Origin of the sequence: Streptomyces sp. NPDC057694, assembly GCF_042799415.1 — a bacterium.
Taxonomy (GTDB): Bacteria; Actinomycetota; Actinomycetes; order Streptomycetales; family Streptomycetaceae; genus Streptomyces.
The window spans coordinates 343,163-365,030 of record NZ_JBHVIX010000003.1 but is presented as its reverse complement, the minus strand read 5'-3'; the positions used below and the strand labels follow the sequence as shown (position 1 = coordinate 365,030).

The following is a 21,868-nucleotide window of genomic DNA, read 5'->3' as shown; positions in this document are numbered from 1 at the left end:
CTCGCGCGCAGCGCTGACGTCGGTGAAGCCGACGGGATCAGTGGAAGAAGTGCCGCGTCCCGGTGAAGTACATCGTGACGCCCGCCTTCTTGGCGGCCTCGACGACCTGCTCGTCACGGATCGAGCCGCCCGGCTGCACGATCGCCCGCACGCCGGCGTCGATCAGGATCTGCGGCCCGTCGGGGAACGGGAAGAACGCGTCCGAGGCGGCGTACGCGCCGCGCGCCCGCTCCTCGCCCGCCCGCTCGACGGCGAGCTTGCAGGAGTCGACCCGGTTGACCTGGCCCATGCCGACGCCGACCGAGGCGCCGTCCTTGGCGAGCAGGATCGCGTTGGACTTCACGGCCCGGCACGCCTTCCAGGCGAACGCCAGCTCGTCCAGCTCGCCCTGGGACAGCGCGTCGCCGGTGGCGAGGGTCCAGGTGGCCGGGTTGTCGCCGTCTGCCTGGAGGCGGTCGGTGACCTGGAGGAGGGCGCCGCCGTCGATCTGCTTCGTCTCAACCTTCGCGGCCGGGCCGTTCGGGGCGCGCAGCACGCGGATGTTCTTCTTCTTGGTGAGGGCTTCGAGGGCGCCGTCCTCGTAGTCGGGCGCGACGATGACCTCGGTGAAGATGTCGGCGACCTGCTCCGCCATCTCCTTGGTGACCGGGCGGTTCACGGCGATGACGCCGCCGTACGCCGAGACCGGGTCACACGCGTGAGCCTTGCGGTGCGCCTCCGCGACGTTCCCGGACACGGCGATGCCGCACGGGTTCGCGTGCTTGATGATCGCGACGCAGGGGTCCTCGTGGTCGTACGCGGCACGGCGCGCGGCGTCCGTGTCCGTGAAGTTGTTGTACGACATCTCCTTGCCGTGCAGCTGCTCCGCCTCGGCGAGGCCGCCCGTGCCGTCGACGTAGAGGGCGGCGCCCTGGTGCGGGTTCTCGCCGTAGCGCAGCACGTTCTTGCGCTCGTAGGTGGCACCGAGGAAGTCGGGGTGACCGCTGTCGTCGGCCGCCGCGTAGTCGGCGGCGAACCAGGAGGCCACGGCCACGTCGTACGCGGCGGTGTGCTGGAACGCCTCGGCGGCCAGGCGCTTACGGGCGGTCAGGTCGAACCCGCCGTCCCCGACGGCCTTCAGCACGTCCCCGTACGCGGCCGGGTTCACGACCACGGCGACCGACGGGTGGTTCTTGGCGGCGGCGCGCACCATGGACGGGCCGCCGATGTCGATCTGCTCCACGCACTCGTCGGGAGTGGCGCCGGAGGCGACGGTCTCCTTGAACGGGTACAGGTTCACGATCACGAGGTCGAACGGCTTCACCCCGAGGTCGGCGAGCTGCTTCTGGTGGTCCTCCAGGCGCAGGTCGGCGAGGATGCCGGCGTGGACCTTCGGGTGCAGGGTCTTCACCCGGCCGTCGAGGCACTCCGGGAAACCTGTGAGCTCCTCGACCTTGGTGACCGGCACCCCGGCACCGGCGATCTTCCCGGCGGTGGAGCCGGTGGAGACCAGCTCGACGCCCGCCTCGTGGAGCCCGCGCGCCAGCTCCTCCAGACCGGTCTTGTCGTAGACGCTGACCAGCGCCCGGCGGATGGGCCGCTTGTTGCTCTCGGCGGTCACGGGATAACTACCTTTCGTCCCTCAATGCTGAAGCCGTTACGGGCCAGACGCCCCACGACATCGACGAGCAGCGTGCGCTCGACTTCCTTGATGCGCTCGTGCAGAGCGCTCTCGTCGTCCTCATCACGGATCTCGACCACGCCCTGAGCGATGATCGGCCCGGTGTCGACGCCGTCGTCGACGAAGTGGACGGTGCATCCGGTGACCCTGGCGCCGTACGCGAGAGCGTCGCGCACGCCGTGCGCACCGGGAAAGCTGGGCAGCAGGGCCGGGTGCGTGTTCACGAACCGCCCGCCGAAGTGGGCCAGGAACTCCTTGCCCACGATCTTCATGAAGCCCGCCGAGACCACCAGGTCCGGCTCGAAGCGGGCCGTCGCCTCGGCGAGCGCCCGGTCCCACTCCTCGCGCGAGGCGTGGTCCTTGACCCGGCAGACGAAGGTGGGCAGACCGGCGCGCTCGGCACGCTCCAGACCCGCGATGCCCTCGCGGTCGGCCCCGACGGCGACGATCTCCGCGCCGTAGGCCTCCACTCCCTGCGCCGCGACGGCGTCGAGCAGTGCCTGCAGATTCGTACCTGATCCGGAGACCAGCACGACGAGGCGCTTGGCCTTGGCCACGGCGGGGCCCTTTCTGGGAGAACATCCTGCGTGTCTTTGTACGGTCGTACGAAAGCTTTGGTGTCCCCGATACGGGGAACCATACGAAGCGGCCGACCGCCAGCAACGATACCGGCACGTCCGACGGCCCCCACGGGACGGGGGCGAGCACGGGGGGTAGCGTCAGCGGTCGGGAAGATTCACCAAGACCTGCGCTCACGACGGAACGCCGGGCGGTCACGGAACGTTGACGTAAAGAGATGTAAAGAACGGACCAAGCCGCACCCGCGGCCTGTGGCCGACGACCTAGGGGAAGACGCACACCTGATGCCGGACCGAAGCCTTCGCCACACGCTGCCCGTCGGCGCCGTCCTGCTGCGCGAAGGCCGACCCACGCCGCCGTCGCCGTCCAAGGAGGCCGAGGGGTCCCAGGAGCCCCAGGGTTCCAAGGGGACGGACGCGCCCAAGGCCGACAACCCGTTCGCGCCGCCGCCCGAGGACGCTCCGGACCGCCCGTGGCAGCCGCGTCGTCCGGAGGGCTCCGACTCTCCCGAGGGCGGCGGCGGTGGCCGCTCCGCGTGGGGCAGCCAGTGGAGCGACCGCCAGCCGGGCCGCGCCCAGGGCGGCCGCTTCGGCGACCGTCCCGGTTCGGGAGGCGGCCAGGGCGGACCCGAGGGACAGGGCCCCGGCCCCGGACCCGGCGGCGGCATGCGCTGGGACCCGACGGACCCGGCCCAGCGCCGTGCGCGCTACGCCCTGCTCTCCGGCATGTGGGGCTTCTTCTTCGCCCTGTTCAACTGGCCGTACGTGGCGCTGCTGCTCGGCGCGCTCGCCCTGTACTGGGGCATCAGCTCCCTGCGCGCCAAGCCGCGCACCCCGGACCCGGACAAGCCCGCCCCGGCGGCCGCGCCCGACAGCACCCGCCCGCAGACGACGGCCGCGGTCAGCGGCCTGGTCACGGGCGGTCTCGCGCTGGCGCTCGTGGCGTCGGTGTTCACGGCCAGGATGGTCTACAGCGACTTCTACGAGTGCCGCACGGACGCCCTGACGAACCAGGCGCAGAAGTCCTGCGACGACCTCCTGCCGAAGGGACTCCGACCGCTCCTCGGCTCGGACTAGCCGGCCTCCTTCGGGGGCTCGGGCTCCGCGCCCGGGCCGGGGTCCTCCGACGCGTCCCGCAAGAAGGCCCAGCGCTCGCCCCGGGACGTCTCGTCGAAGTAGTGGTCGAAGGGTTCGAACCCGGCCTCGGCACCGGCGTCGGGCACCTGCACCGGCGCGGGTCGAGGTACAGGGGCGGGCTCCGCGGCGTCGTCGCGGCGGCGCCGGGTCACCAGGGAGGCCGGCCAGGCCGACGCCCGCGGCCCGGCCCCCTCGTCCCGGCCCCGCCACCAGCGCACGGTCAGCGCCACCGGAAGGCCCACCGCCACGACCCAGCCCGCCGTGGCCGTGCCGGTCAGCCAGCCCACCGGGCCGAAGGCGGAGAGCGCCGCCGTCCCGAGCGCCCCGCCCGACGCCACCGCCAGGCACGCCATCGCCGCCCCGCACACCCCGGCCGCCGCCACCACCGCGTGGGCGACCCGGCCGCGCGTCCACCCGGCCGCCTCCCCCGCACCCGTGACGAACCACGCCACGGTCGCCGCCGCCGTCACCGGCACCAGCGCCACCGCCCAGGTGAACGGCGAGCCGGGCCCGGCCGGCGGCACCGCCGCGAGCAGCGGGAAGGCGGGCAGCAGCGCGCTGCCGGAGCTGCCCAGCGGGCCCACCGTCTGCCCGGCGCCGAGCAGCACCCCCGGGCCGAGCGCGTACGCGGCGCCCCACAGCACGGCGTTCGGCACCAGCGCGACGCAGAGCAGCAGCACCGCGAACCGCCCCGACCACGCCGCCGTCACCCGGACGAACGACTCCCGCACATCCCCTCCGTGCCACACCAGCCCCACGGCCATCACCAGCGCACCGCCCGCGACGAGCACCAGGAGCCCCGCGGCGGCCGCCCGCGCGGCGACCGGCAGCACCTCCGTCACGAAGACCTTCGGCAGGACGTCCGCGCAGCGCCGCAGCGCCCCCGGCAGCGGTCCGCGCGGCCGTCCGTGCGCGGTCCACACCCCGCTCCCGGCCGCGACCGCCGCGACCAGCGCCAGATGCGCCCCGCAGCTCACCCAGGACGGCCGCATCTCGCCGCCCCCCGCGTAGGCGGCGGCAGCGGTTCCCACCAGCAGATATCCGAAGACGGCGCCGCCCCAGACGCCGATCCCCTCCGCGCCCGCCGTGTCTTCCGCGTCCTCGGCCGCGTCGCGCGCGGCCCGGTGCACCAGCCACGCGGGCAGGGCGAGCAGCAGCAGCGGGGTGAGCCCCATCGGGGCGGGCGCACCCGACAGGGTGTCCGTGCGGACGATCTCGGCGCCGTGCGCGATCAGCCACAGCGCGGCGGCGGTGTGCAGCGCGGCGCCGGGTCCGCTGTCCGGGTACGGCGAGCTGATCCACAGCACCATCACCACAACGGCGCACACCCCGAGCCCGAGCCCGGCCGCCACGGCCCCGCCGAGGGCCCCGGCGGCCGGGCCCGGCGCCCGTTCCCGCGCCCGGTTCAGGAGCAGGGGCAACGACAGTCCACGGCCGGTCATCTGGGTCACCGGCCCATGCTCCCAACGACACGCGCTTTCCCGGCGTAACAGGCGAACTGCGGATGTGTCGCTGAAGATACGCTTATGTACTTTTTCGCGCGAAAGGGTGTGTGGAGTTCCCTATGACGCAGAGCCCTGCGACCCCACTGCCGACGCCCACCGAGCGCCGCAGGCTTCGCGTGGCGAGGTCGTTGACACAGACCCAGATCGCCGAGCGCATCGGTGTGACCCGCGAGACCGTCCGCTCCTGGGAGACCGGCCGGACGGCCCCGAGAGGCCGCAAGCGGGAGGCGTACGCCCGGCTGCTGGCGGAACTGGGGCGGTCGGAGAAGACCGGGACGGCCGACGCGGCGGGCGCCGCCGCCCGCACGAAGCCTGATGCGCCGACGAAAGCGGATGCCCGTACGAAGGCTGAAGCGCGGGCCTCACGGGCCTCGGGGACCGCTCCGGCCGCCTCGGTCGCCGTACAGGAGGCGCCCCGGGATCAGGCGACCGGTGACGGGCCGGACGGCGAGTCGGACGGCGGGCCGGGCCGGGAGCGGCCGCGGAGCGCCACCGAGGCCTTCGACGCCCTCTACGCGCACAGCGCCCCCCACCTCGTACGCCAGACGTACCTGCTCACGGGCCGCCGCACGCTGGCCCGTGAGTCCGTCGAGCGGGCGTTCCAGCTGGCCTGGGCGCGCTGGCCGGAGGTGGCGGTCGACCCGGATCCGGTGAGCTGGGTGCGGGCCGCGGCCTACGAGTACGCGATGTCGCCGTGGCACCGGCTGCGCCCGGCGCACCGCCAGCCGGACGCGCCGCCCGCCGACGCGGACGACCGCAAGCTCATGGACGTGCTCCAGAGCCTGCCGCCCGCCTACCGGCGCACGCTGCTGCTCTACGACGGTGTGGGCCTCGACCTGCCGGAGACCGCGGCCGAGACGGAGGCCAGCACCCCGGCCGCCGCGAACCGCATCCTGCACGCCCGCGAGGCCGTCGCCGAACAACTGCCCGACCTCGCCGTGCCCGAGCAGCTGCACCGGCGGCTGACCGAACTCGCGGGCGCGGAGAAGCTCGACGCGCCGGGGTCGACGCTGGTGCGGGGCGCCGGCGAGAAACGGGTCCGCTTCTGGACCAGGACCGCGGTCGCCGTCACCGCCCTGATCGTGGGCATGACGGTGCTGACGCTGCGGGTGGCGCCCACGCACTACGACCCGACGCCCGCGCCCGGGGCGCCCATCAGCGGTGTGCCGCCGCTGACCGGCCCCGGCCATCTCACCGACGAGGACATCGCGCTGCGCGAGGCGCTGCGGAAGCGGCTGGGCGGCGGCCCCGAGCGGCTGGCGCCGGTGGCCGAGTAAGGGCTGGCTGTGCGTACGCGAAGAGGGCCCGCACCGTGCTCGGTGCGGGCCCTCTTCAGCTACGTACGAGAATTGCTTCAGTCGTACGTGGACTGCTTCAGCTGAGCAGCTCGCGCGCCAGCTTGGCGGTCTCGGTCGGCGTCTTGCCGACCTTGACGCCGGCGGCCTCCAGGGCCTCCTTCTTCGCCTGGGCGGTGCCCGACGAACCGGAGACGATGGCGCCCGCGTGGCCCATGGTCTTGCCCTCGGGGGCGGTGAAGCCCGCGACGTAGCCGACGACCGGCTTGGTGACGTGCTTGGCGATGTAGTCCGCCGCACGCTCCTCGGCGTCGCCGCCGATCTCACCGATCATGACGATCAGGTCGGTGTCGGGGTCCGCCTCGAACGCCTCGAGGGCGTCGATGTGCGTGGTGCCGATGACCGGGTCGCCACCGATGCCGACGGCCGACGAGAAGCCGATGTCACGGAGCTCGTACATCATCTGGTACGTCAGCGTGCCGGACTTCGAGACCAGGCCGATGCGGCCCGGCTTCGTGATGTCGCCCGGGATGATGCCGGCGTTCGACTGGCCCGGGGTGATGAGACCGGGGCAGTTCGGGCCGATGATGCGGGTCTTGTTGCCCTTCGACTGCGCGTACGCCCAGAAGGCGGCGGAGTCGTGGACGGCGATGCCCTCGGTGATGACGACGGCGAGGGGGATCTCGGCGTCGATCGCCTCGACCACGGCGGCCTTGGAGAAGGCCGGCGGGACGAAGAGCACCGACACGTTGGCGCCCGTCTTCTCGATCGCCTCGGCGACCGAGCCGAAGACCGGGACCTCGGTGCCGTCGAAGTCGACGGTCGTGCCGGCCTTGCGCGGGTTCACGCCGCCGACGATGTTGGTGCCGTCGGCCAGCATGAGCTTGGTGTGCTTCATGCCCGTGGCACCGGTCATGCCCTGGACGATGACCTTGCTGTCCTTGTTGAGGAAGATAGCCATGGCTGTTCTGTCCCTCGTCCCTTACTTCGCGGCCGCGAGCTCGGCGGCCTTGTCGGCCGCGCCGTCCATGGTGTCCACGCGCTGCACCAGCGGGTGGTTGGCGTCGGAGAGGATCTTGCGACCCAGCTCGGCGTTGTTGCCGTCGAGGCGGACGACGAGGGGCTTCTCGACCTTCTCGCCCTTCTCCTCGAGGAGCGCGAGCGCCTGGACGATGCCGTTGGCGACCTCGTCGCACGCGGTGATGCCGCCGAAGACGTTGACGAACACGGACTTGACGTCCGGGTCGCCGAGGATGATCTCCAGGCCGTTCGCCATGACGGCGGCGGAGGCGCCACCGCCGATGTCGAGGAAGTTGGCCGGCTTCACGCCGCCGTGGTTCTCACCGGCGTACGCGACGACGTCCAGGGTCGACATGACCAGACCGGCACCGTTGCCGATGATGCCGACCTCGCCGTCGAGCTTGACGTAGTTGAGGCCCTTGGCCTTGGCGGCAGCCTCGAGCGGGTTGGCTGCGGCCTTGTCCTCGAGAGCCTCGTGGTCGGCCTGGCGGAAGTCTGCGTTCTCGTCGAGCGAGACCTTGCCGTCCAGGGCCAGGATGCGGCCGTCCTTGGTCTTGACCAGCGGGTTCACCTCGACGAGGAGCGCGTCCTCGGCGACGAAGGTGTCCCACAGGGTGACCATGGCCTCGGCGACGCCCTCGGCCACGTCGGCCGGGAACTTCGCCTGGGCCACGATCTCGCGGGCCTTGGCGATGTCCACACCGTCGACGGCGTTGACCGGGACCTTCGCGAGGGCCTCGGGGGTCTTCTCCGCGACCTCCTCGATGTCCATGCCGCCCTGCACCGAGGCCATGGCCAGGAAGGTGCGGTTGGTGCGGTCCAGGAGGTACGAGACGTAGTACTCCGCCTCGATCTCCGGGGACAGCTCGGCGATCATCACCTTGTGGACCGTGTGGCCCTTGATGTCCATGCCGAGGATGTCGGTGGCACGGGCCACGGCCTCGTCGGCGTCGCCGGCCAGCTTCACGCCGCCGGCCTTGCCGCGGCCGCCGACCTTGACCTGCGCCTTGACGACGGACTTGCCGCCCAGCCGCTCGGTCGCCTCGCGGGCTGCCTCAGGCGTGTCGATGACTTCACCGGCCAGCACCGGTACACCGTGCTTGGCGAAGAGGTCCCTCGCCTGGTACTCGAACAGGTCCACGCGCGTCCGTCCCTATCAGTGATTCGCGGTTTTGCGTTGCTGTCTGCGTGGGCGTGCCGCGATGGGCAACTGTGACTCCGCTGTCACTAGGGAGGCGTACACGGTGGCCGGGTACGCGGCATGTCCGTCTCGCAGGCTATCGCCGGTCAGCGGTGCCTTCTAAATCGCAGATCACACCTGAGCGGTGATACCTGTCACAGAGCGCGCTTTTTGTGCCGCTGTTTGTCGCGTCTGCGGGCGGCCGTCCGCAGCCTCACCGTGCGGGGGTACACACGGTGAGGCCACCCGAAGGGGCCCGGTGGTGCGGTGGTGGGCCCGCGGCGGGCGCCCCGTCCCCACGGGACACCCGCCTTCACGCCGGTTGCGGATCCGGCCGGTCGATGGCTTTCGGCCGTCCGGGTCCTGTGTGGCGTCGGTCTTCTGTCGAGATCACCGGGGATCTCTCCCGGGACTCTTGCCCGGATTTCCGTGGATCCCGCTGTCGGATCTCGTTGCGGGATCTCGTTGCGGGATCTCGTTGCGGGATCTCGTTGCGGGATCTGGCGGTGGGATCTCGCTGCGGGATCTGGCTATGGGATCTCGCTGTCGGTCAGATACCGGTCAGATACCGGTCACGTAGCTCGGGGCGACGGAACCCGCGACGCCGTGCGCGCCGGTGACCGCGTTGCCCGCGAGGGGCTGGGCGTCGGCGGCGACCGTGCCGGTGACGTCCTGCGCGAACGGGGCGACCTGTCCGGTGACCCCGGCGGCCAGCGGCGTCACCTTGTCACCGACGACGGTCCGGACGAACGGGGCGACGTTCTCCCCGACGACCCCGTGCGCGAACGGCGTCACGTCACCGGTCACGCCCTGCGCCAGACCGTGCGCGCTGGTGGTGACGCCACCGACGACGGGCTGTACGTGGTCGACGACCGTCCGCACGAGCGGCTGCACGGCGCCGACGACACCGCCCGCGAACGGCTGCACGTCGTCGCCGACGAGCGCCTGCGCGAACGGGGTGACCTCGCCGGTGACCCCGCCGGCCAGCGGCCGGACCTGCCCGGTGACGCCGCCCGCGAACGGCGTGACGTCGTCCCCGACGAGGGTGGTCGCGAACGGTGCGACGTCGCCCACGACCGCGTTGTCCGCGAGCACCGTCACGTCACCGACGGCCTGGCCCACGACCGGCAGCACCCCGTGCACGGCGGTGGCCGCGACCGGCGGCAGGACGGCCCCGGTGGTCTCGTCGACGACGGGGGTCGCGGTGGTCCGGGCGTAGGGGGTGGCCTGCTGGGCGTCGATGCCGTTGAGGCCGCTCAGGAGGTTGAGGGCGTTCTCGGGGTGCTGCGCGTACACCTCTACGAACTGCTCGGTGGTCGTGACCTGGTCGCGCAGCTGCTGCGCGGTCCGCTGCTGGAGTTCGGGGGCGAAGGCGGAGAGCGGGCCGAACAGGTAGTCGACCTCGTCGGCGGCCTGGTGGGCGGCCTCGGTGGGCTTGGCGACGGTCTCCTTGTCGGCCGTGTGGCCGACCGTGCGGGTGGCCGTGTCGGTGACCGTGTCGGCCGCCGTGTCGGTGACCGTGTCAGTGGCCGCCTTCGTCGCGGTCTTGGTGGCTGCCTTGGTGACCGTCTTGGTGGCTGCCTTGGTGGCTGCCTTGGCCGTGGACTCGGCGTGGGTGGCGGTGTCGTCGGCCTTCTGCGTCACGTGCGTCGTCCGGGTCGCCTGCGTGACCTGCGACGCCGTGTCCTGCACGTCGGCGACGGCGTCGGCGGCGACGTCCGGCACGGAGAGCGAGTGGGCGGGCAGTTCGTCGGCGCTGGCCGCGGCGGAGCCGAGCGCCCAGGCGCCCGAGACGCCCGCGGCTATGACGATGGAGCGGCGAATGTTCTTGTTCATGCGTACGTGGTTCCTTCGAATTCCGGCGATGATCCGGTGGTTTCCGGGTGTCGGGCAGACCTGTTCCGCCCCCGCGCGGCAGGTCACGAGCGGGGAGAGGGCTGCCCTAGCCGGGGAATCGAGGAATCTCGCGCAGCCGGTCCAGCACCGGCCGGGCGTCGCCGGACGCCGTGGCGCCGGGCGTCAGCAGAACGGGCACGCGGCTGCCGAACGCCGCCGCGTGCAGATCACCGTGGCGCGTCGAACCGCCGTCCCCCACGGACGCGTTCGCCACCGGCGCGTTGTCGGGACGGGGCGGCACCGAAGGCGCCGCGGGCCGTGCCTCGACGTGCCGTGCGCCGACCGCGGACTGCCCGCCCGCCGCGGACTCGCCGCCGAACCACGCGGGGTCGTCCCCCGTGGCCCCGGCGGACCGCTGCGCCGTCGGGTGCTGCGCCGCACCGCGCGCCGCGGGCTGCGGATCGGCGGTGCCGACGGACGCGGCAGGCGGTTCGGCCCCCGCGCCGGGCGGACCGGGGATCCCCGGCAGCTGCGGCAACAGCACCGGCCCGGACGGCAACGGTCGCGCGACCGCGCCGACCAGCCCGCCCCCGGCCTCGCGCACCTCACCGGCCAACACCACGACTGGCTCGACCACTTGCCGCACCGCCGAGCGAACCGTGCCGGCGAAAGGCCGCACGATGTCGGAAGCGGCGGCGGGTGCGCGGAGAGCGTGCGGAGCCCCCTTACCCGGCCCGGATACGACCGCCTTCTGCCGCCCATCCGACTTCTGCGCGGAGTTCGGTACGGGGTTCTGTGCGGGCTCCCGAACGGGGTGCTGCACGGAGTTCTGTACGGAGTTCTGTACGGGCTTCCGTGCAGGGTGTTGTGGTTGTACGGGGTGCTGTGCGAGGTGCTGTGCGGATGCCGGTAGATGCAGCTCGGCGGAGACCCGTTCGACGGGGTCGGCGGAGAGCCGCGCGCCCGGAACGACGCCCCCGACAGAGTCGGACGCCTGGGCCCGGCCGGCGCACAGCAGACCAAGAACGATCAACCCGCCGAACAGCAGCGCCAGTTGCAGCGCACGCCGACCGTCCACCGCGCGCAGCGGGCGCACGACGGGGGCGAGGGAAACGGCGGGGGAGATCACGGTCCGCCGATCCTCGCACGGGACGCGGGAGGCTGCGCAAGCCCCGTGGCATCTCTTGTTACTGATGGTTACTCATATCCGGTTCGCGACTCCTCCCCCGGTTTCCGCCGCCGCGTCCGGTATCGGCAGAGGCCTCTTCTCGATGGCGGCGGCCATGATGTCGGGGAAGAGATCGGGCGTGCAGGCGAAGGCCGGGGCGCCGAGGGCGGCGAGGGCCGCCGCGTGCTCCCGGTCGTAGGCGGGCGCTCCTTCGTCGGAGAGTGCGAGCAGCGTCACGAACTGGACGCCGGACGCCTTCATCGCCGCGACCCGCTTCAGCATCTCGTCGCGGATGCCTCCTTCGTAGAGGTCGGAGATGAGGACGACGACCGTCTCGGCGGGGCGGGTGATCTGCGACTGGCAGTACGCGAGCGCGCGGTTGATGTCGGTGCCGCCGCCGAGCTGGGTGCCGAAGAGCACGTCGACCGGGTCGTCGAGCTGGTCGGTGAGGTCGACGACGGCCGTGTCGAAGACGACCAGCCGGGTCGAGATCGAGTGCATGGAGGCGAGCACCGCGCCGAACACCGAGGCGTAGACGACGGAGGCCGCCATCGAACCCGACTGGTCGATGCAGAGGATGACGTCCTTCTTCACCGACTGCGCGGCTCTGCCGTAGCCGATGAGCCGCTCGGGCACGATCGTGCGGTACTCGGGCAGGTAGTGCTTGAGGTTGGCCGCGATCGTGCGGTTCCAGTCGATGTCGTGGTGGCGGGGCCGGCTGATGCGGGCGCTGCGGTCGAGGGCGCCGGTGAGGGTGGCTCGGGTGCGGGTGGCGAGCTTCTTCTCCAGGTCGTCGACGACCTTGCGGACGACGGCCCGCGCCGTCTCCTTCGTGGTCTCCGGCATCGCCTTGTTCAGGGAGAGCAGCGTGCCGACGAGGTGGACGTCGGCGTCGACCGCTTCCAGCATCTCCGGTTCGAGGAGCAGCGTGGACAGGCCCAGGCGGTCGATGGCGTCGCGCTGCATGACCTGGACGACGGAGGAGGGGAAGTAGGTGCGGATGTCTCCCAGCCAGCGGGCGACGGAGGGGGCCGAGGCGCCGAGCCCCGCGCTTCGGCTGCCGCCGGTGGGGCGGTCCTTTCCTTGGCCGGAGCCGTAGAGCGCGGCCAGGGCGCCGTCCATCGCGGCGTCCTTGCCGGCGAGCTGGTGTCCGGTGCCGTCGGCACTGTCACCGCCGAGCACGAGCCGCCAGCGCCGCAGTCGCTCTTCCGTCATCTCGCCACCTCCAATTGGTTGTTGATACGCCGTCTCGTCTGCCGGGTGGGGCCCGGTGCGCGAGTGCCACTCACGTCGTGGCTGATCGCGCAGTTCCCCGCGCCCCCGAAGGCCTGCGCTTCGCGCGCCTTCCCCTCGGAGGCTGCGCTGCGCTCGCCTCCCCTGGGCGAGCGAAGCTCGCTTCCAGGGGCGCGGGGAACTGCGCGACCAGCCCCCGCCGGGCCGCGGGTAGAACGTCATCCGGCCCCGGCCCCGGCCCCGAGCAGCATCCGGACGACAGGCAGCACGGCGTCGGCCCGGGTCTGGTCGAGGTCGTCGGCGAAGCCGGGCGGGAGGCCGGTCCCGGTGGGAGCCGAGGCCGAACTTCCCGGGCCGCGCCGAACCAGCTCGCCCAAAGATCTGCGCACCCCGGACTCGTACGCCGAGAACGTCCGCCGCAGCAGAGGCAGTACATCGGTGAACGCGTCGTCCGACACCCCCGTGAGCCAGCCGTCGACCAGCGCGAGAAGCCGCTCGTCGTGGACGAGGAGCAGCCCGCCTCCCGAACCGCCCCCGACGAACCCCTCGATCCAGGCGGCGGCCTCCGCGGGCGGCGTGCCCGGTGACAGGGCGAGGCTCATCAGGCGGGCGGTGTCGTCGTCGGTCAGCTCGCCCTCGTCGAGCAGCATCCGGGCACACCGGCCACGGATCACCCCGGCCACACTGTCCCGTACGGCAAGCGTGCGCAGCACGGCCCGCCAGCGGTCGCGCAGCCCGGCGTCCTCCAGCAGGGCGACGGCCCCGTGCACCCCGTCGACATGCCCGCGCATCTCGGCGGCGGCGTCGGCGTCCAGGCCCGCGCAGGCCGGGGGCAGTCCGACGAAGACCCGCTCGGCGAGGCCGGCCGCGACCCCGGCGAGCGCGGCGGTGTCGGTGCCGCGCACGTCGCCGTAGCGCAGGGCGCGGACCAGGGCGGGCAGCGCCTGGGCGAGATGGCCGACGTCCGCGTCGAGTGCGGCCCGGTCGGCGAGCACCCGCATGACGGTGGGCAGCGCGTCCGCGAGCCCGGCCAGCAGGCACTGCTCGGCGAGCGCGGTGACGTCGGCGAGCGCGGACGCGCCGACGGCGTCGGTCTCCGCCTTGGCGGTCGCGGCGGCGAGCACGGTCGTGCCCCACACCCCGGCCTCGGCGACGCGCACCGACAGCTCCGGCTCCCAGCGCAGCCGCCAGCTCTCGCGGAAGGTGCCGGTGGAACCGCGCGCGGACCGGGCCGGTTCGCCCCAGGCGATGCCGAGCAGCCGCAGCCGGTGCAGCAGGCGGCTGCGCGCGGCGTCGGTGTCCCCGCGCAGATCGAGGTCCAGCTCCTTCTCCAGCGCGGCCGGCTTGAGCCGCAGGGAACGCTGCTGCTTGGCGAGGTCGCGCTGGAGCGGCACCGCGGGCGCGCTCTGCGGCACCTCGCCCAGGTCGTCGCCGACCACCAGCCGGTCGTGGATCAGCGCGAGCGGAACGTCGGAGCCCTCGCAGAGCACGGCCCGCACGGCGTCGATCGTCTCGGTCAGGCCCGCGAGGGGCCTGCCCCGCATCACGGCGAGGGTCTCGGCGAGCCGGACGGCCTCGATGACATGGGCGGACGACACGATGCGGTCCTCGGCGCGGAGCAGCCCCGCGACCTTGGTCAGCCACCGCTCCACGGGCCGGTCGGGAGCGCCGAACAGATGCCCGTACCAGCCCGGCGACTCGATGCCCGCGCCGTAGCCACTGGCGCGTGCGAGGCGCCGGTGGGTCCACGGCACCCACGTCATGTCGACCTTCGCCTTCGGCAGCCCCTTGAGCAGCGCCCGGTCGGCGGCGACGGGCGTCTTCCGGCGCAGCGCGGGAACGTGCCACGCCCCGCACACGACGGCGACCTCGTCCCCGGACCCGAACTCGCGCTGGGCGGCCCTTATCCGGAGCCTCATGTGTGCCTCGCGCACCAGGTCGCGGCTGTGCCCGCCGTCCCCGTACGACTCCCGCAGCGCGCCCATCGCCTCGCCGAGCGCGGCGAACGCGTCGCCCTCGCGGTGCTCGACGACGTCCTCCCACCAGCGCTCCGCGTCGTCGTACCCGGCGGTCTCGGCGAGGACGCCCAGGGGGTCGACGCGTACGGAATCCTCTTCGCGCGCCTCCTGGTCCGGGGCGTCCTCGTCGCGCAGCGCCAGGCTGTGGGCGGCGGGCAGGTCGATGAAGCGGACCTGTGCGCCGTGGTCCAGGGCCCAGCGGATCGCGACCCACTCGGGCGAGAACTCGGCGAACGGCCAGAACGCCGACTTCCCCGGCTCGTCCACCACATGGGCGAGCAGCGCGACCGGCGGCCGCATGTCCGGCTCGGCGGCGAGCGGCACCAGGGCGTCCGCCTCGGGCGGCCCCTCGATCAGCACGGCCGCGGGGCCCGTCTCGTCCAGCGCGCGCCGCACGGCACGCGCCGAGCCCGGCCCGTGGTGCCGCACGCCGAGCAGCAGCGGGCCCGTCATGCGCTGACCTCGCGGCAGGCCCGGTAGAAGTCCTTCCACCCGTCCCGCTCGCGCACCACGGCCTCCAGGTACTCCTGCCAGACCACCCGGTCCGCGGCCGGGTCGCGGACCACGGCGCCGAGGATGCCGGCGGCGATGTCCGAGGGGCGCAGCACGCCGTCCCCGAAGTGGGCGGACAGGGCCAGGCCGCTGGTGACGACGGAGATCGCCTCCGCCGTCGACAGGGTGCCGCTCGGCGACTTGATCTTCGTACGTCCGTCGGAGGTCACGCCGTCGCGCAGCTCGCGGAAGACGGTGACGACGCGCCGGATCTCGTCGATCCCGTCGGGTGTGGCGGGCAACTCCAGGGAACGGCCGAGCTGTTCGACCCGGCGGGAGACGATGTCGACCTCCGCCTCCACGCTCGCGGGCAGCGGCAGCACCACCGTGTTGAACCGGCGGCGCAGCGCGCTCGACAGCTCGTTGACCCCACGGTCCCGGTCGTTGGCCGTCGCGATCAGGTTGAACCCGCTCACCGCCTGTACCTCCTGCCCCAACTCCGGTATCGGCAGGGTCTTCTCGGAGAGGATCGTGATCAGGGTGTCCTGCACGTCGGCGGGGATGCGGGTCAGCTCCTCGACCCGGGCCGTCATGCCCTCCGCCATCGCCCGCATGACCGGACTGGGCACCAGGGCGTCCCGGCTCGGGCCGTGCGCCAGGAGCTGCGCGTAGTTCCACCCGTAGCGGATGGCCTCCTCCGGGGTGCCGGCCGTGCCTTGCACCAGGAGGGTCGAGTCGCCGCTCACGGCGGCGGCGAGATGCTCGGAGACCCAGGTCTTCGCGGTCCCCGGGACGCCGAGCAGCAGCAGCGCCCGGTCGGTCGCGAGGGTCGTCACGGCCACCTCGACGATGCGCCGCGGCCCCACGTACTTCGGCGAGATCACCGTGCCGTCCGGCAGCGTGCCGCCCAGCAGATACGTGGCGACGGCCCACGGCGACATCCGCCAGCGGGCCGGCCGCGGCCGGTCGTCCTGCGCGGCCAGCGCGGCGAGCTCGTGCGCGAACGCATGCTCGGCGTGCGGCCGCAGCGCCTGGTCCCCGGTGTCGGACCCGGCCTGCTCCTCGACAGAAACGGTCATGGCTGTCCCCCTCCAACTCACGCCCAACGCGTGTCGCATCACTTCGAATCGCCCAGCTCGCACCAGCACGACGGGACGGTCCGACCGCCTTCGCCGCGCGTTGGATTCCACGGTGCACCACGCCACTGACAATCGACCTCGCGGACGCGATCACCGCAGGTCAGAGCGGCCTCCTGAGGGATTGTCAGTGGCGGGACCTACCGTCGGAGACATGACTCAGCAGGGGGTGCGCTGGACGGCGGACCAGGTGCTTGCACTGGCGCCTGACGCCGCGTCACGCAAAGCGGGAAGCAAGCTCGGGACAGCGGGACCCTGGTCGCAGACCGGGAGTTCGGACGAGGGGGCGGTGTGGGGACTGTGCAAGGGCAGCGGCAGCAAGCCGTACCAGACGATCGTCGACACGGGCGGGGACGGCGCGGGCAGCGGCCCCGCGTACAAGTGCAGTTGCCCGAGCCGGAAGTTCCCGTGCAAGCACGCGCTGGGACTGCTGCTGCTCTGGTCGGGCGGCGACCAGCAGGTGCCGGCCGGGCAGGCGCCGCCGGAGTGGACGGAGCAGTGGCTGGCCGGCCGCAGACAGCGGGCGGCGCAGAAGCGGACCGCGCAGGAGACGCCGGACGGCGCCGGGAGCGCGCCGGCCGACGCGGAGGCGGTCCGGCGCAGGGCGGAGCGGCGCGCGGAGCGGATCACCGCGGGCGCCACCGAGCTTGAGCAGCGCCTGACCGACCTGCTGCGCGGCGGCCTGGCGCAGGCGGAGCGGGCCGGGTACGGACTGTGGGAGGAGACGGCGGCCCGCATGGTCGACGCGCAGGCACCCGGACTCGCCTCGCGCGTGCGGGAGTTGGGGGCGATACCGGGTTCCGGTGCCGGCTGGCCGGTGCGGCTCCTGGAGGAGTGCGCGCTGCTCCATCTTCTCGATCAGGGCTGGCTGCACCGCGCCGAGCTGCCCGAGGACCTGGCGGCCACGGTCCGCTCCCGGGTCGGCCTGTCGGCGTCGGCCGAGCAGCCCCCGCAGCGGGACGACTGGCTGATCCTGGCCCAGTACGACTCGGCGGACGGCCACCTCACCACGCGCCGCATATGGCTGTACGGCGCGGCGTCGCACCGCACCGCGCTCCTCCTCTCCTACGGCGCCGCGGGCCGCGCCCCGGCGCTGGCCCTGCCGGCCGGTCTGACCCTGGACGCGTCGGTCTCCGGGTATCCCGGGGCGGGGACGCTGCGGGTGGAGCTGGGCGAGCAGTTCGGGACGGCCCGGCCGCAGGGCGTCCGCCCGGCGGGAGTCGATGTCGGCGCGGCGCTCGCGGCGTACGGCCGGGCGCTGACGGCGGATCCCTGGCTGGAGTCGTGGCCGGTGACCCTCGCGGACGTCATACCGGCCCGGGACCCCGACGGCGGGGGCTGGCAACTGGCCGACGTGGAGAGGAAGTCGGCGCTTCCGCTGGTCCCGCAGGCGGCGCCGTCCGGGCTGTGGCGGCTGGCCGCGGTGTCCGGCGGGGCGCCGGTGACGGTGTTCGGCGAGTGCGGACACCGGGGGTTCCGCCCGCTGGCCACCTGGACCGGGGCCGCCGGTGAGGTCATATCGCTGTGCTGAAGGGGCGCCACGACCTCCCCTGTCCCGTTCTCGGTCCCGATAGAAACCCCGACAGAAGGCCCGACAGAAAGCCCAGCAGAAAGGAAGAGGAACCAGCATGACGCCGACCACCACGACCACCACCGTGGCCACAGCCAACACGGCGACCGGTCAGAAATCCGCGGACACCTGGGACGGCCTCGTCACGGCTGCTCTGCTCGGCACGGAGCGGCGTTCGGCCACCAGTCCGCGCGCTCTGCTCGACGAGGCCGCCGCGCAGACCGTGCGGCGCCGCGCGGGTCTGCGTCCGGCGCCCGCCGTGGCGCCGCCCGAGCCCGCCGCCGAGGACCCGCGCCCGCCGCTGCCCGCCGCCGCGCGCCAAAGGCTTGCGATGCTGCTCACCGACCGCCCCGGCACCGGCACCACTCGCCGCGGCTCCACTCCCGACCTGCTCGAACTGCTCCCGCAATGGCTGGCCGCGGCCAACGGCCACGGTTACGCGGCACCGCCCGAGCTGTTGCCCGCGCTGCTCGACGCCGCCCGCGGCCGCACCGATCTGCGTCCCCAGGCCCTCGCCTTCGCCGGGCCGCGCGCCCTGTGGCTGGGCCGGCTCAACACGGACTGGAAGTTCGCGCTGCGCGCCACTCCCGGCGCGAGCGCGGCACTGCCCGCCCCCGAGGACACGGAGCGGGTCCGGCAGCTCTGGGAGGAGGGCCTGTTCGCGGAGCGGGTGGCGCTGCTCTCCACGGTCCGCGCGCACGATCCCGGGGCGGCCCGCACGCTCCTCGCGGGCACGTGGAGCACGGAGCGCGCCGAGGACCGGCTGATGTTCCTCGACTCCCTGCGCACCGGACTCGGCGACGCGGACGAGCCCTTCCTGGAGCAGGCGCTGGGCGACCGCAGCAGGAACGTGCGGGCGACTGCCGCGGAGCTGCTCTCGGCGCTGCCGCGTTCCGCGCTCGCCGGGCGCATGGCGGACCGGGCCCTGTCGTGCGTGGCGCTCGACCGGGCGACGGGGACGGTCACCGTCGAGGCACCGCACGAATGCGATCCGGCGATGGAGCGTGACGGAGTCGTCGCCAAGGCGCCGGCGGGCCGGGGCGAGCGGTCCTGGTGGCTGGGGCAGTTGGTGGAGGCCGCACCGCTGGACCGCTGGCCGGACCGGCTCGGCGGGGGCTCCGCGCGCGAGATCGTGGCGTTGCCGGTGGCCGACGACTGGCAGGGCGAGCTGCATGCCGCGTGGTGCCGGGCGGCGGTGCGCCAGGGCGACATCGGGTGGTCGCGGGCGCTGCTCGGGTCCGCGACGGCGGCCGGGGCGGCGGGGCCCGGCGCCGTATCGCTGGCGGAGCGGGCCAAGTTGCTCACGGCGTTGCCGCGGGATGAACGGGCCGAGTGGGTGGGGCAGTTCATCGCGGCGCACGGGCTCTCCGAGGCGTTCCAGTTGCTCGGGGTGTGTGCCACGCCGTGGGCGGTACCGCTGGGGCAGGCCGTCGTCGACGCGCTGAACATCGCGCGGGACGCGGGGAGTTATCCGTGGAGCTTCAGTGGGGTGATGGGGCTGGCGGAGCGCTGTCTCGACCCCTCGGAGGTCGTGCGTCTGGAAGCGCTGACGGCCGCCGTGGAGGAGCCGGAAGGGTCGGCGCCGGGGGCCGGGGGGTATTGGGGGGAGGCGTTTCAGCGGTTGGCCGGGACGTTGCGGCTGCGCCGGGCGATGGCGGGTGAACTGGCCCCGGCCGGCGAACAGTCGGCCTGAGCCGTGGCCCCGGGCGGGGTGTTCGTCGCCGAGCGCGGGCCCGTCGTGGCTGATCCCGGATCGTCGTTCGTCCGCGGGCCGGTGGCCGCTTCTCGCGCAGTTCCCCGCGCCCCTTATCGGGTTGTCGGTCGTGCGCGGGCCGGTGGCCGCTTCTCGCGCAGTTCCCCGCGCCCCTGAGGCTGGCGCTTCGCGCCGCCTCCCCTCGGAGGCTGCGCTCCGCGCGCCTCCGCCAGGGGTGGGTGGCGCACCTCCGCCAGGGGTGGGTGGCGCGCCTCGGCCATAGGTGGGTGGCGCGCCTCCGCCTGGGGCAGATGGCGCGCCTTGATGGAGGTCGCGCACGAAGTGCGCATCTCCAGGGGCGCGGGGAACTGCGCGAGAAGCCCCACCGGGCCGCAGTCGACCGACAACCTGAGGGGACTGCCCGCGCCGCGTCCTACGACGAACCCAGAACCGCCGAACCCCCGGAGGGCTGTCGTACGTTTGTCCTGACCCAGTCCACGATCGACGCCGTCGTCGCCCCGGGCGTGAAGATCTCCGCGACGCCCTTCTCCTTGAGCGGCGCGATGTCGGCCTCGGGGATGATGCCCCCGCCGAACACCTTGATGTCGGCGGCGTCCCGCTCGGCCAACAGCTCGATGACGCGCGCGAAGAGGGTGTTGTGCGCGCCGGAGAGGATGGAGAGACCGATCGCGTCGGCGTCCTCCTGGATGGCGGTGTCCACGATCTGCTCGGGCGTCTGGTGCAGCCCCGTGTAGATGACCTCCATACCGGCGTCGCGCAGGGCACGCGCGATCACCTTGGCCCCGCGATCGTGGCCGTCGAGCCCAGGCTTCGCGACGACCACGCGGATCGGAGCGGCTGCCACACCCATCACTGCCTCCCAGAAGCGACTGCCCCCGGATATCCCCTCGCGGACAACCGAAGTGAACGAACGTTATCGACAGCATCCCGCAACCGCCCGTTTCACGGTGCGGACCGAGGGGGAAATCACACGGTGGGACACGTTCGCTGCGCGCCGCATACCCGCTGGGTGGCTCATCGGCCACATCCGGGACGGGCGCGAGGGGAGCCGCTACGAGATCGCCGCGCCACCGCGCCGTCAGCCGCACGGCACGGTGGCACGGTGCTCCCGTCGTCGCGCGGACCGACTCGCACGGACCGATGAGTCGGAACATCGGCCCGCGGCGCATCCGCCTGCTCGGCCGGCTCCCCAGGAGTGCACACGGGGGACAGCGAGGCCTCCGTGCGCCGACGGGAGGTCGACCGATGAAGGTCACGAGGGCGCTGCCCTTTCGCCCGCACTGCCACTTGATGCCCACGAGACTGGCCGGTCTCTCGATGGCGCTGCTGAAGGCGACCGCGCTGGAGCTGGCCATCCTGGCCGGGCATCTGCTCCTCTACCCCTCGGGCATCCTCCCCGAACGGCCAAGGCCACCGGCCCTCCCGCCCGTACCGCCGCACGACGCGGGCCCGGCACCGGAGCACCCCACGGATCCGACGCATCCGACGGAACTGGCGGAACTGGCGGAACTGGCGGAACTGACGGATCTGGCGGATCAGAAGAAACCCGCGGAACCCGCGGCGACGACCGCCGCGCCACGCCTGCCCGCCCCGGCGAAGCCCCCGGTTCTCCTGCTGCACGGCTTCATCGACAACCGTTCCATCTTCGTCCTGCTGCGCCGGTCGCTGGCCCAGCACGGCGGGCAGCCGGTCGAGTCGCTCAACTACTCGCCGCTGACCTGCGACATCCGCGCCGCGGCCACGCTGCTCGCCCGGCATGTGACGCAGTTGTGCGAGCGCACCGGGCAGCAGCGGATCGACATCGTGGGGCACAGCCTGGGCGGCCTCATCGCGCGGTACTACGTGCAGCGGCTCGGCGGCGACGAGCGTGTCCGCACCCTCGTCACGCTCGGCACCCCGCACGCGGGCACCCGGGTCGCGCCGCTCGCGGACGCGCACCCGATCGTGCGGCAGATGCGCCCCGGCTCGTCGGTGATCGAGGAGTTGAAGGAGCCGGCGCCCGGCTGCCGGACCCGGTTCGTGAGTTTCTGGAGCGACCTCGACCATCTGATGGTTCCGCTGGAGACGGCCTGCGTGGACCACCCCGACCTGCTCGTGCAGAACGTGCGGGTGACCGGCATCGGACATCTGGCGCTGCCGGTGCATCCCGCGGTCGCGGCCGGTGTCCGGCAGATCCTCGACGCCGCGCCGACCACGGAAGGAGCGCGCGCCGCCGACTCGGTCGGCGGTCTGACGGTGGCCTGACGACGCTCCGACGGCACGCAACACGGCGCTGAGGTCGAACGTTTCTCGAACTCAGCGCCAAAGCTGTGCCCACAGTCCACCG

The 21,868-nt window shown here is 73.1% G+C and carries 16 protein-coding genes; 5 read left to right on the top strand and 11 right to left on the bottom strand.

Translation table 11 applies throughout. The features are described from left to right. Positions 1-37: 37 nt before the first annotated feature. Both purH and purN read right to left on the bottom strand, forming a co-directional pair. Positions 38-1,600, bottom strand: a complete 1,563-nt coding sequence (gene purH / locus ACFVDP_RS11475; protein ID WP_383486919.1) for a bifunctional phosphoribosylaminoimidazolecarboxamide formyltransferase/IMP cyclohydrolase — start codon at positions 1,598-1,600, stop codon at positions 38-40. Then, entirely contained in the window at positions 1,597-2,217 is a 621-nt protein-coding gene (gene purN / locus ACFVDP_RS11470) for a phosphoribosylglycinamide formyltransferase (protein WP_383486916.1), read from the bottom strand. Before purN ends, purH begins: the two co-directional genes overlap by 4 nt. Before the next feature lie 306 nt (positions 2,218-2,523). Between purN and ACFVDP_RS11465 the strand changes: the two genes are divergently transcribed. Continuing rightward, a complete protein-coding gene (locus ACFVDP_RS11465) occupies positions 2,524-3,315 on the top strand; it encodes a hypothetical protein (protein WP_383486913.1) in 792 nt (263 codons plus the stop codon). Here the strand turns inward: ACFVDP_RS11465 and ACFVDP_RS11460 are convergent. Beyond that, the gene (locus ACFVDP_RS11460) at positions 3,312-4,817 is read right to left on the bottom strand and encodes a DUF6350 family protein (protein WP_383487341.1); all 1,506 of its coding nucleotides are present in this window, start codon (positions 4,815-4,817) and stop codon (positions 3,312-3,314) included. The genes ACFVDP_RS11465 and ACFVDP_RS11460 overlap by 4 nt on opposite strands. A gap of 122 nt (positions 4,818-4,939) precedes the next feature. Between ACFVDP_RS11460 and ACFVDP_RS11455 the strand changes: the two genes are divergently transcribed. Continuing rightward, a complete protein-coding gene (locus ACFVDP_RS11455) occupies positions 4,940-6,157 on the top strand; it encodes a sigma factor-like helix-turn-helix DNA-binding protein (RefSeq protein WP_383486910.1) in 1,218 nt (405 codons plus the stop codon). 97 nt (positions 6,158-6,254) lie between these two features. On the opposite strand, the gene sucD is transcribed toward ACFVDP_RS11455, so the two are convergent. From sucD to ACFVDP_RS11420, 7 genes are all read right to left on the bottom strand, one after another. Continuing rightward, positions 6,255-7,136, bottom strand: a complete 882-nt coding sequence (gene sucD / locus ACFVDP_RS11450) for a succinate--CoA ligase subunit alpha (protein ID WP_383486908.1) — start codon at positions 7,134-7,136, stop codon at positions 6,255-6,257. A gap of 21 nt (positions 7,137-7,157) precedes the next feature. Then, positions 7,158-8,336: an ADP-forming succinate--CoA ligase subunit beta gene (gene sucC, locus ACFVDP_RS11445; protein WP_383486905.1), complete on the bottom strand. Its 1,179-nt coding sequence runs from the start codon at positions 8,334-8,336 to the stop codon at positions 7,158-7,160. Positions 8,337-8,936: 600 nt separating this feature from the next. Beyond that, positions 8,937-10,211, bottom strand: a complete 1,275-nt coding sequence (locus ACFVDP_RS11440; RefSeq protein WP_383486902.1) for a hypothetical protein — start codon at positions 10,209-10,211, stop codon at positions 8,937-8,939. Positions 10,212-10,317: 106 nt separating this feature from the next. Beyond that, positions 10,318-11,340: a hypothetical protein gene (locus tag ACFVDP_RS11435; RefSeq protein ID WP_383486899.1), complete on the bottom strand. Its 1,023-nt coding sequence runs from the start codon at positions 11,338-11,340 to the stop codon at positions 10,318-10,320. A 72-nt stretch (positions 11,341-11,412) separates the two neighbouring features. Continuing rightward, positions 11,413-12,594, bottom strand: a complete 1,182-nt coding sequence (locus ACFVDP_RS11430) for a vWA domain-containing protein (RefSeq protein ID WP_383486896.1) — start codon at positions 12,592-12,594, stop codon at positions 11,413-11,415. Positions 12,595-12,830: 236 nt separating this feature from the next. Continuing rightward, positions 12,831-15,083: a DUF5682 family protein gene (locus ACFVDP_RS11425; RefSeq protein ID WP_383486893.1), complete on the bottom strand. Its 2,253-nt coding sequence runs from the start codon at positions 15,081-15,083 to the stop codon at positions 12,831-12,833. Next, a complete protein-coding gene (locus ACFVDP_RS11420; RefSeq protein ID WP_383486891.1) occupies positions 15,080-16,201 on the bottom strand; it encodes an AAA family ATPase in 1,122 nt (373 codons plus the stop codon). Before ACFVDP_RS11420 ends, ACFVDP_RS11425 begins: the two co-directional genes overlap by 4 nt. 211 nt (positions 16,202-16,412) lie before the next feature. Between ACFVDP_RS11420 and ACFVDP_RS11415 the strand changes: the two genes are divergently transcribed. Further along, positions 16,413-17,789, top strand: a complete 1,377-nt coding sequence (locus ACFVDP_RS11415; protein WP_383486889.1) for an SWIM zinc finger family protein — start codon at positions 16,413-16,415, stop codon at positions 17,787-17,789. A gap of 97 nt (positions 17,790-17,886) precedes the next feature. Next, complete coding sequence (locus ACFVDP_RS11410) at positions 17,887-19,521, top strand: DUF5691 domain-containing protein (protein WP_383486886.1); 1,635 nt, start codon at positions 17,887-17,889, stop codon at positions 19,519-19,521. Positions 19,522-19,954: 433 nt separating this feature from the next. Here ACFVDP_RS11410 and ACFVDP_RS11405 read toward each other — a convergent pair whose 3' ends face one another. Continuing rightward, positions 19,955-20,392, bottom strand: a complete 438-nt coding sequence (locus ACFVDP_RS11405; RefSeq protein ID WP_383486883.1) for a cobalamin B12-binding domain-containing protein — start codon at positions 20,390-20,392, stop codon at positions 19,955-19,957. 395 nt (positions 20,393-20,787) lie between these two features. Here ACFVDP_RS11405 and ACFVDP_RS11400 point away from each other — a divergent pair, with 395 nt between their 5' ends. Next, on the top strand, positions 20,788-21,786 hold the full coding sequence (locus ACFVDP_RS11400; protein ID WP_383486879.1) for an esterase/lipase family protein: 999 nt from the start codon (positions 20,788-20,790) through the stop codon (positions 21,784-21,786). Positions 21,787-21,868: the final 82 nt, after the last annotated feature.

Coding starts and splice junctions, on each gene's coding strand:
- ACFVDP_RS11460 (WP_383487341.1), bottom strand. CDS start 4,817: ATGACCGGCCGTGGACTGTCGTTGCCCCTGCTCCTGAACCGGGCGCGG.
- ACFVDP_RS11440 (WP_383486902.1), bottom strand. CDS start 10,211: ATGAACAAGAACATTCGCCGCTCCATCGTCATAGCCGCGGGCGTCTCG.
- ACFVDP_RS11430 (WP_383486896.1), bottom strand. CDS start 12,594: ATGACGGAAGAGCGACTGCGGCGCTGGCGGCTCGTGCTCGGCGGTGAC.
- ACFVDP_RS11410 (WP_383486886.1), top strand. CDS start 17,887: ATGACGCCGACCACCACGACCACCACCGTGGCCACAGCCAACACGGCG.
- ACFVDP_RS11405 (WP_383486883.1), bottom strand. CDS start 20,392: ATGGGTGTGGCAGCCGCTCCGATCCGCGTGGTCGTCGCGAAGCCTGGG.
- ACFVDP_RS11455 (WP_383486910.1), top strand. CDS start 4,940: ATGACGCAGAGCCCTGCGACCCCACTGCCGACGCCCACCGAGCGCCGC.
- sucD (WP_383486908.1), bottom strand. CDS start 7,136: ATGGCTATCTTCCTCAACAAGGACAGCAAGGTCATCGTCCAGGGCATG.
- ACFVDP_RS11400 (WP_383486879.1), top strand. CDS start 20,788: ATGAAGGTCACGAGGGCGCTGCCCTTTCGCCCGCACTGCCACTTGATG.
- ACFVDP_RS11425 (WP_383486893.1), bottom strand. CDS start 15,083: ATGACGGGCCCGCTGCTGCTCGGCGTGCGGCACCACGGGCCGGGCTCG.
- ACFVDP_RS11420 (WP_383486891.1), bottom strand. CDS start 16,201: ATGACCGTTTCTGTCGAGGAGCAGGCCGGGTCCGACACCGGGGACCAG.
- ACFVDP_RS11465 (WP_383486913.1), top strand. CDS start 2,524: ATGCCGGACCGAAGCCTTCGCCACACGCTGCCCGTCGGCGCCGTCCTG.
- ACFVDP_RS11415 (WP_383486889.1), top strand. CDS start 16,413: ATGACTCAGCAGGGGGTGCGCTGGACGGCGGACCAGGTGCTTGCACTG.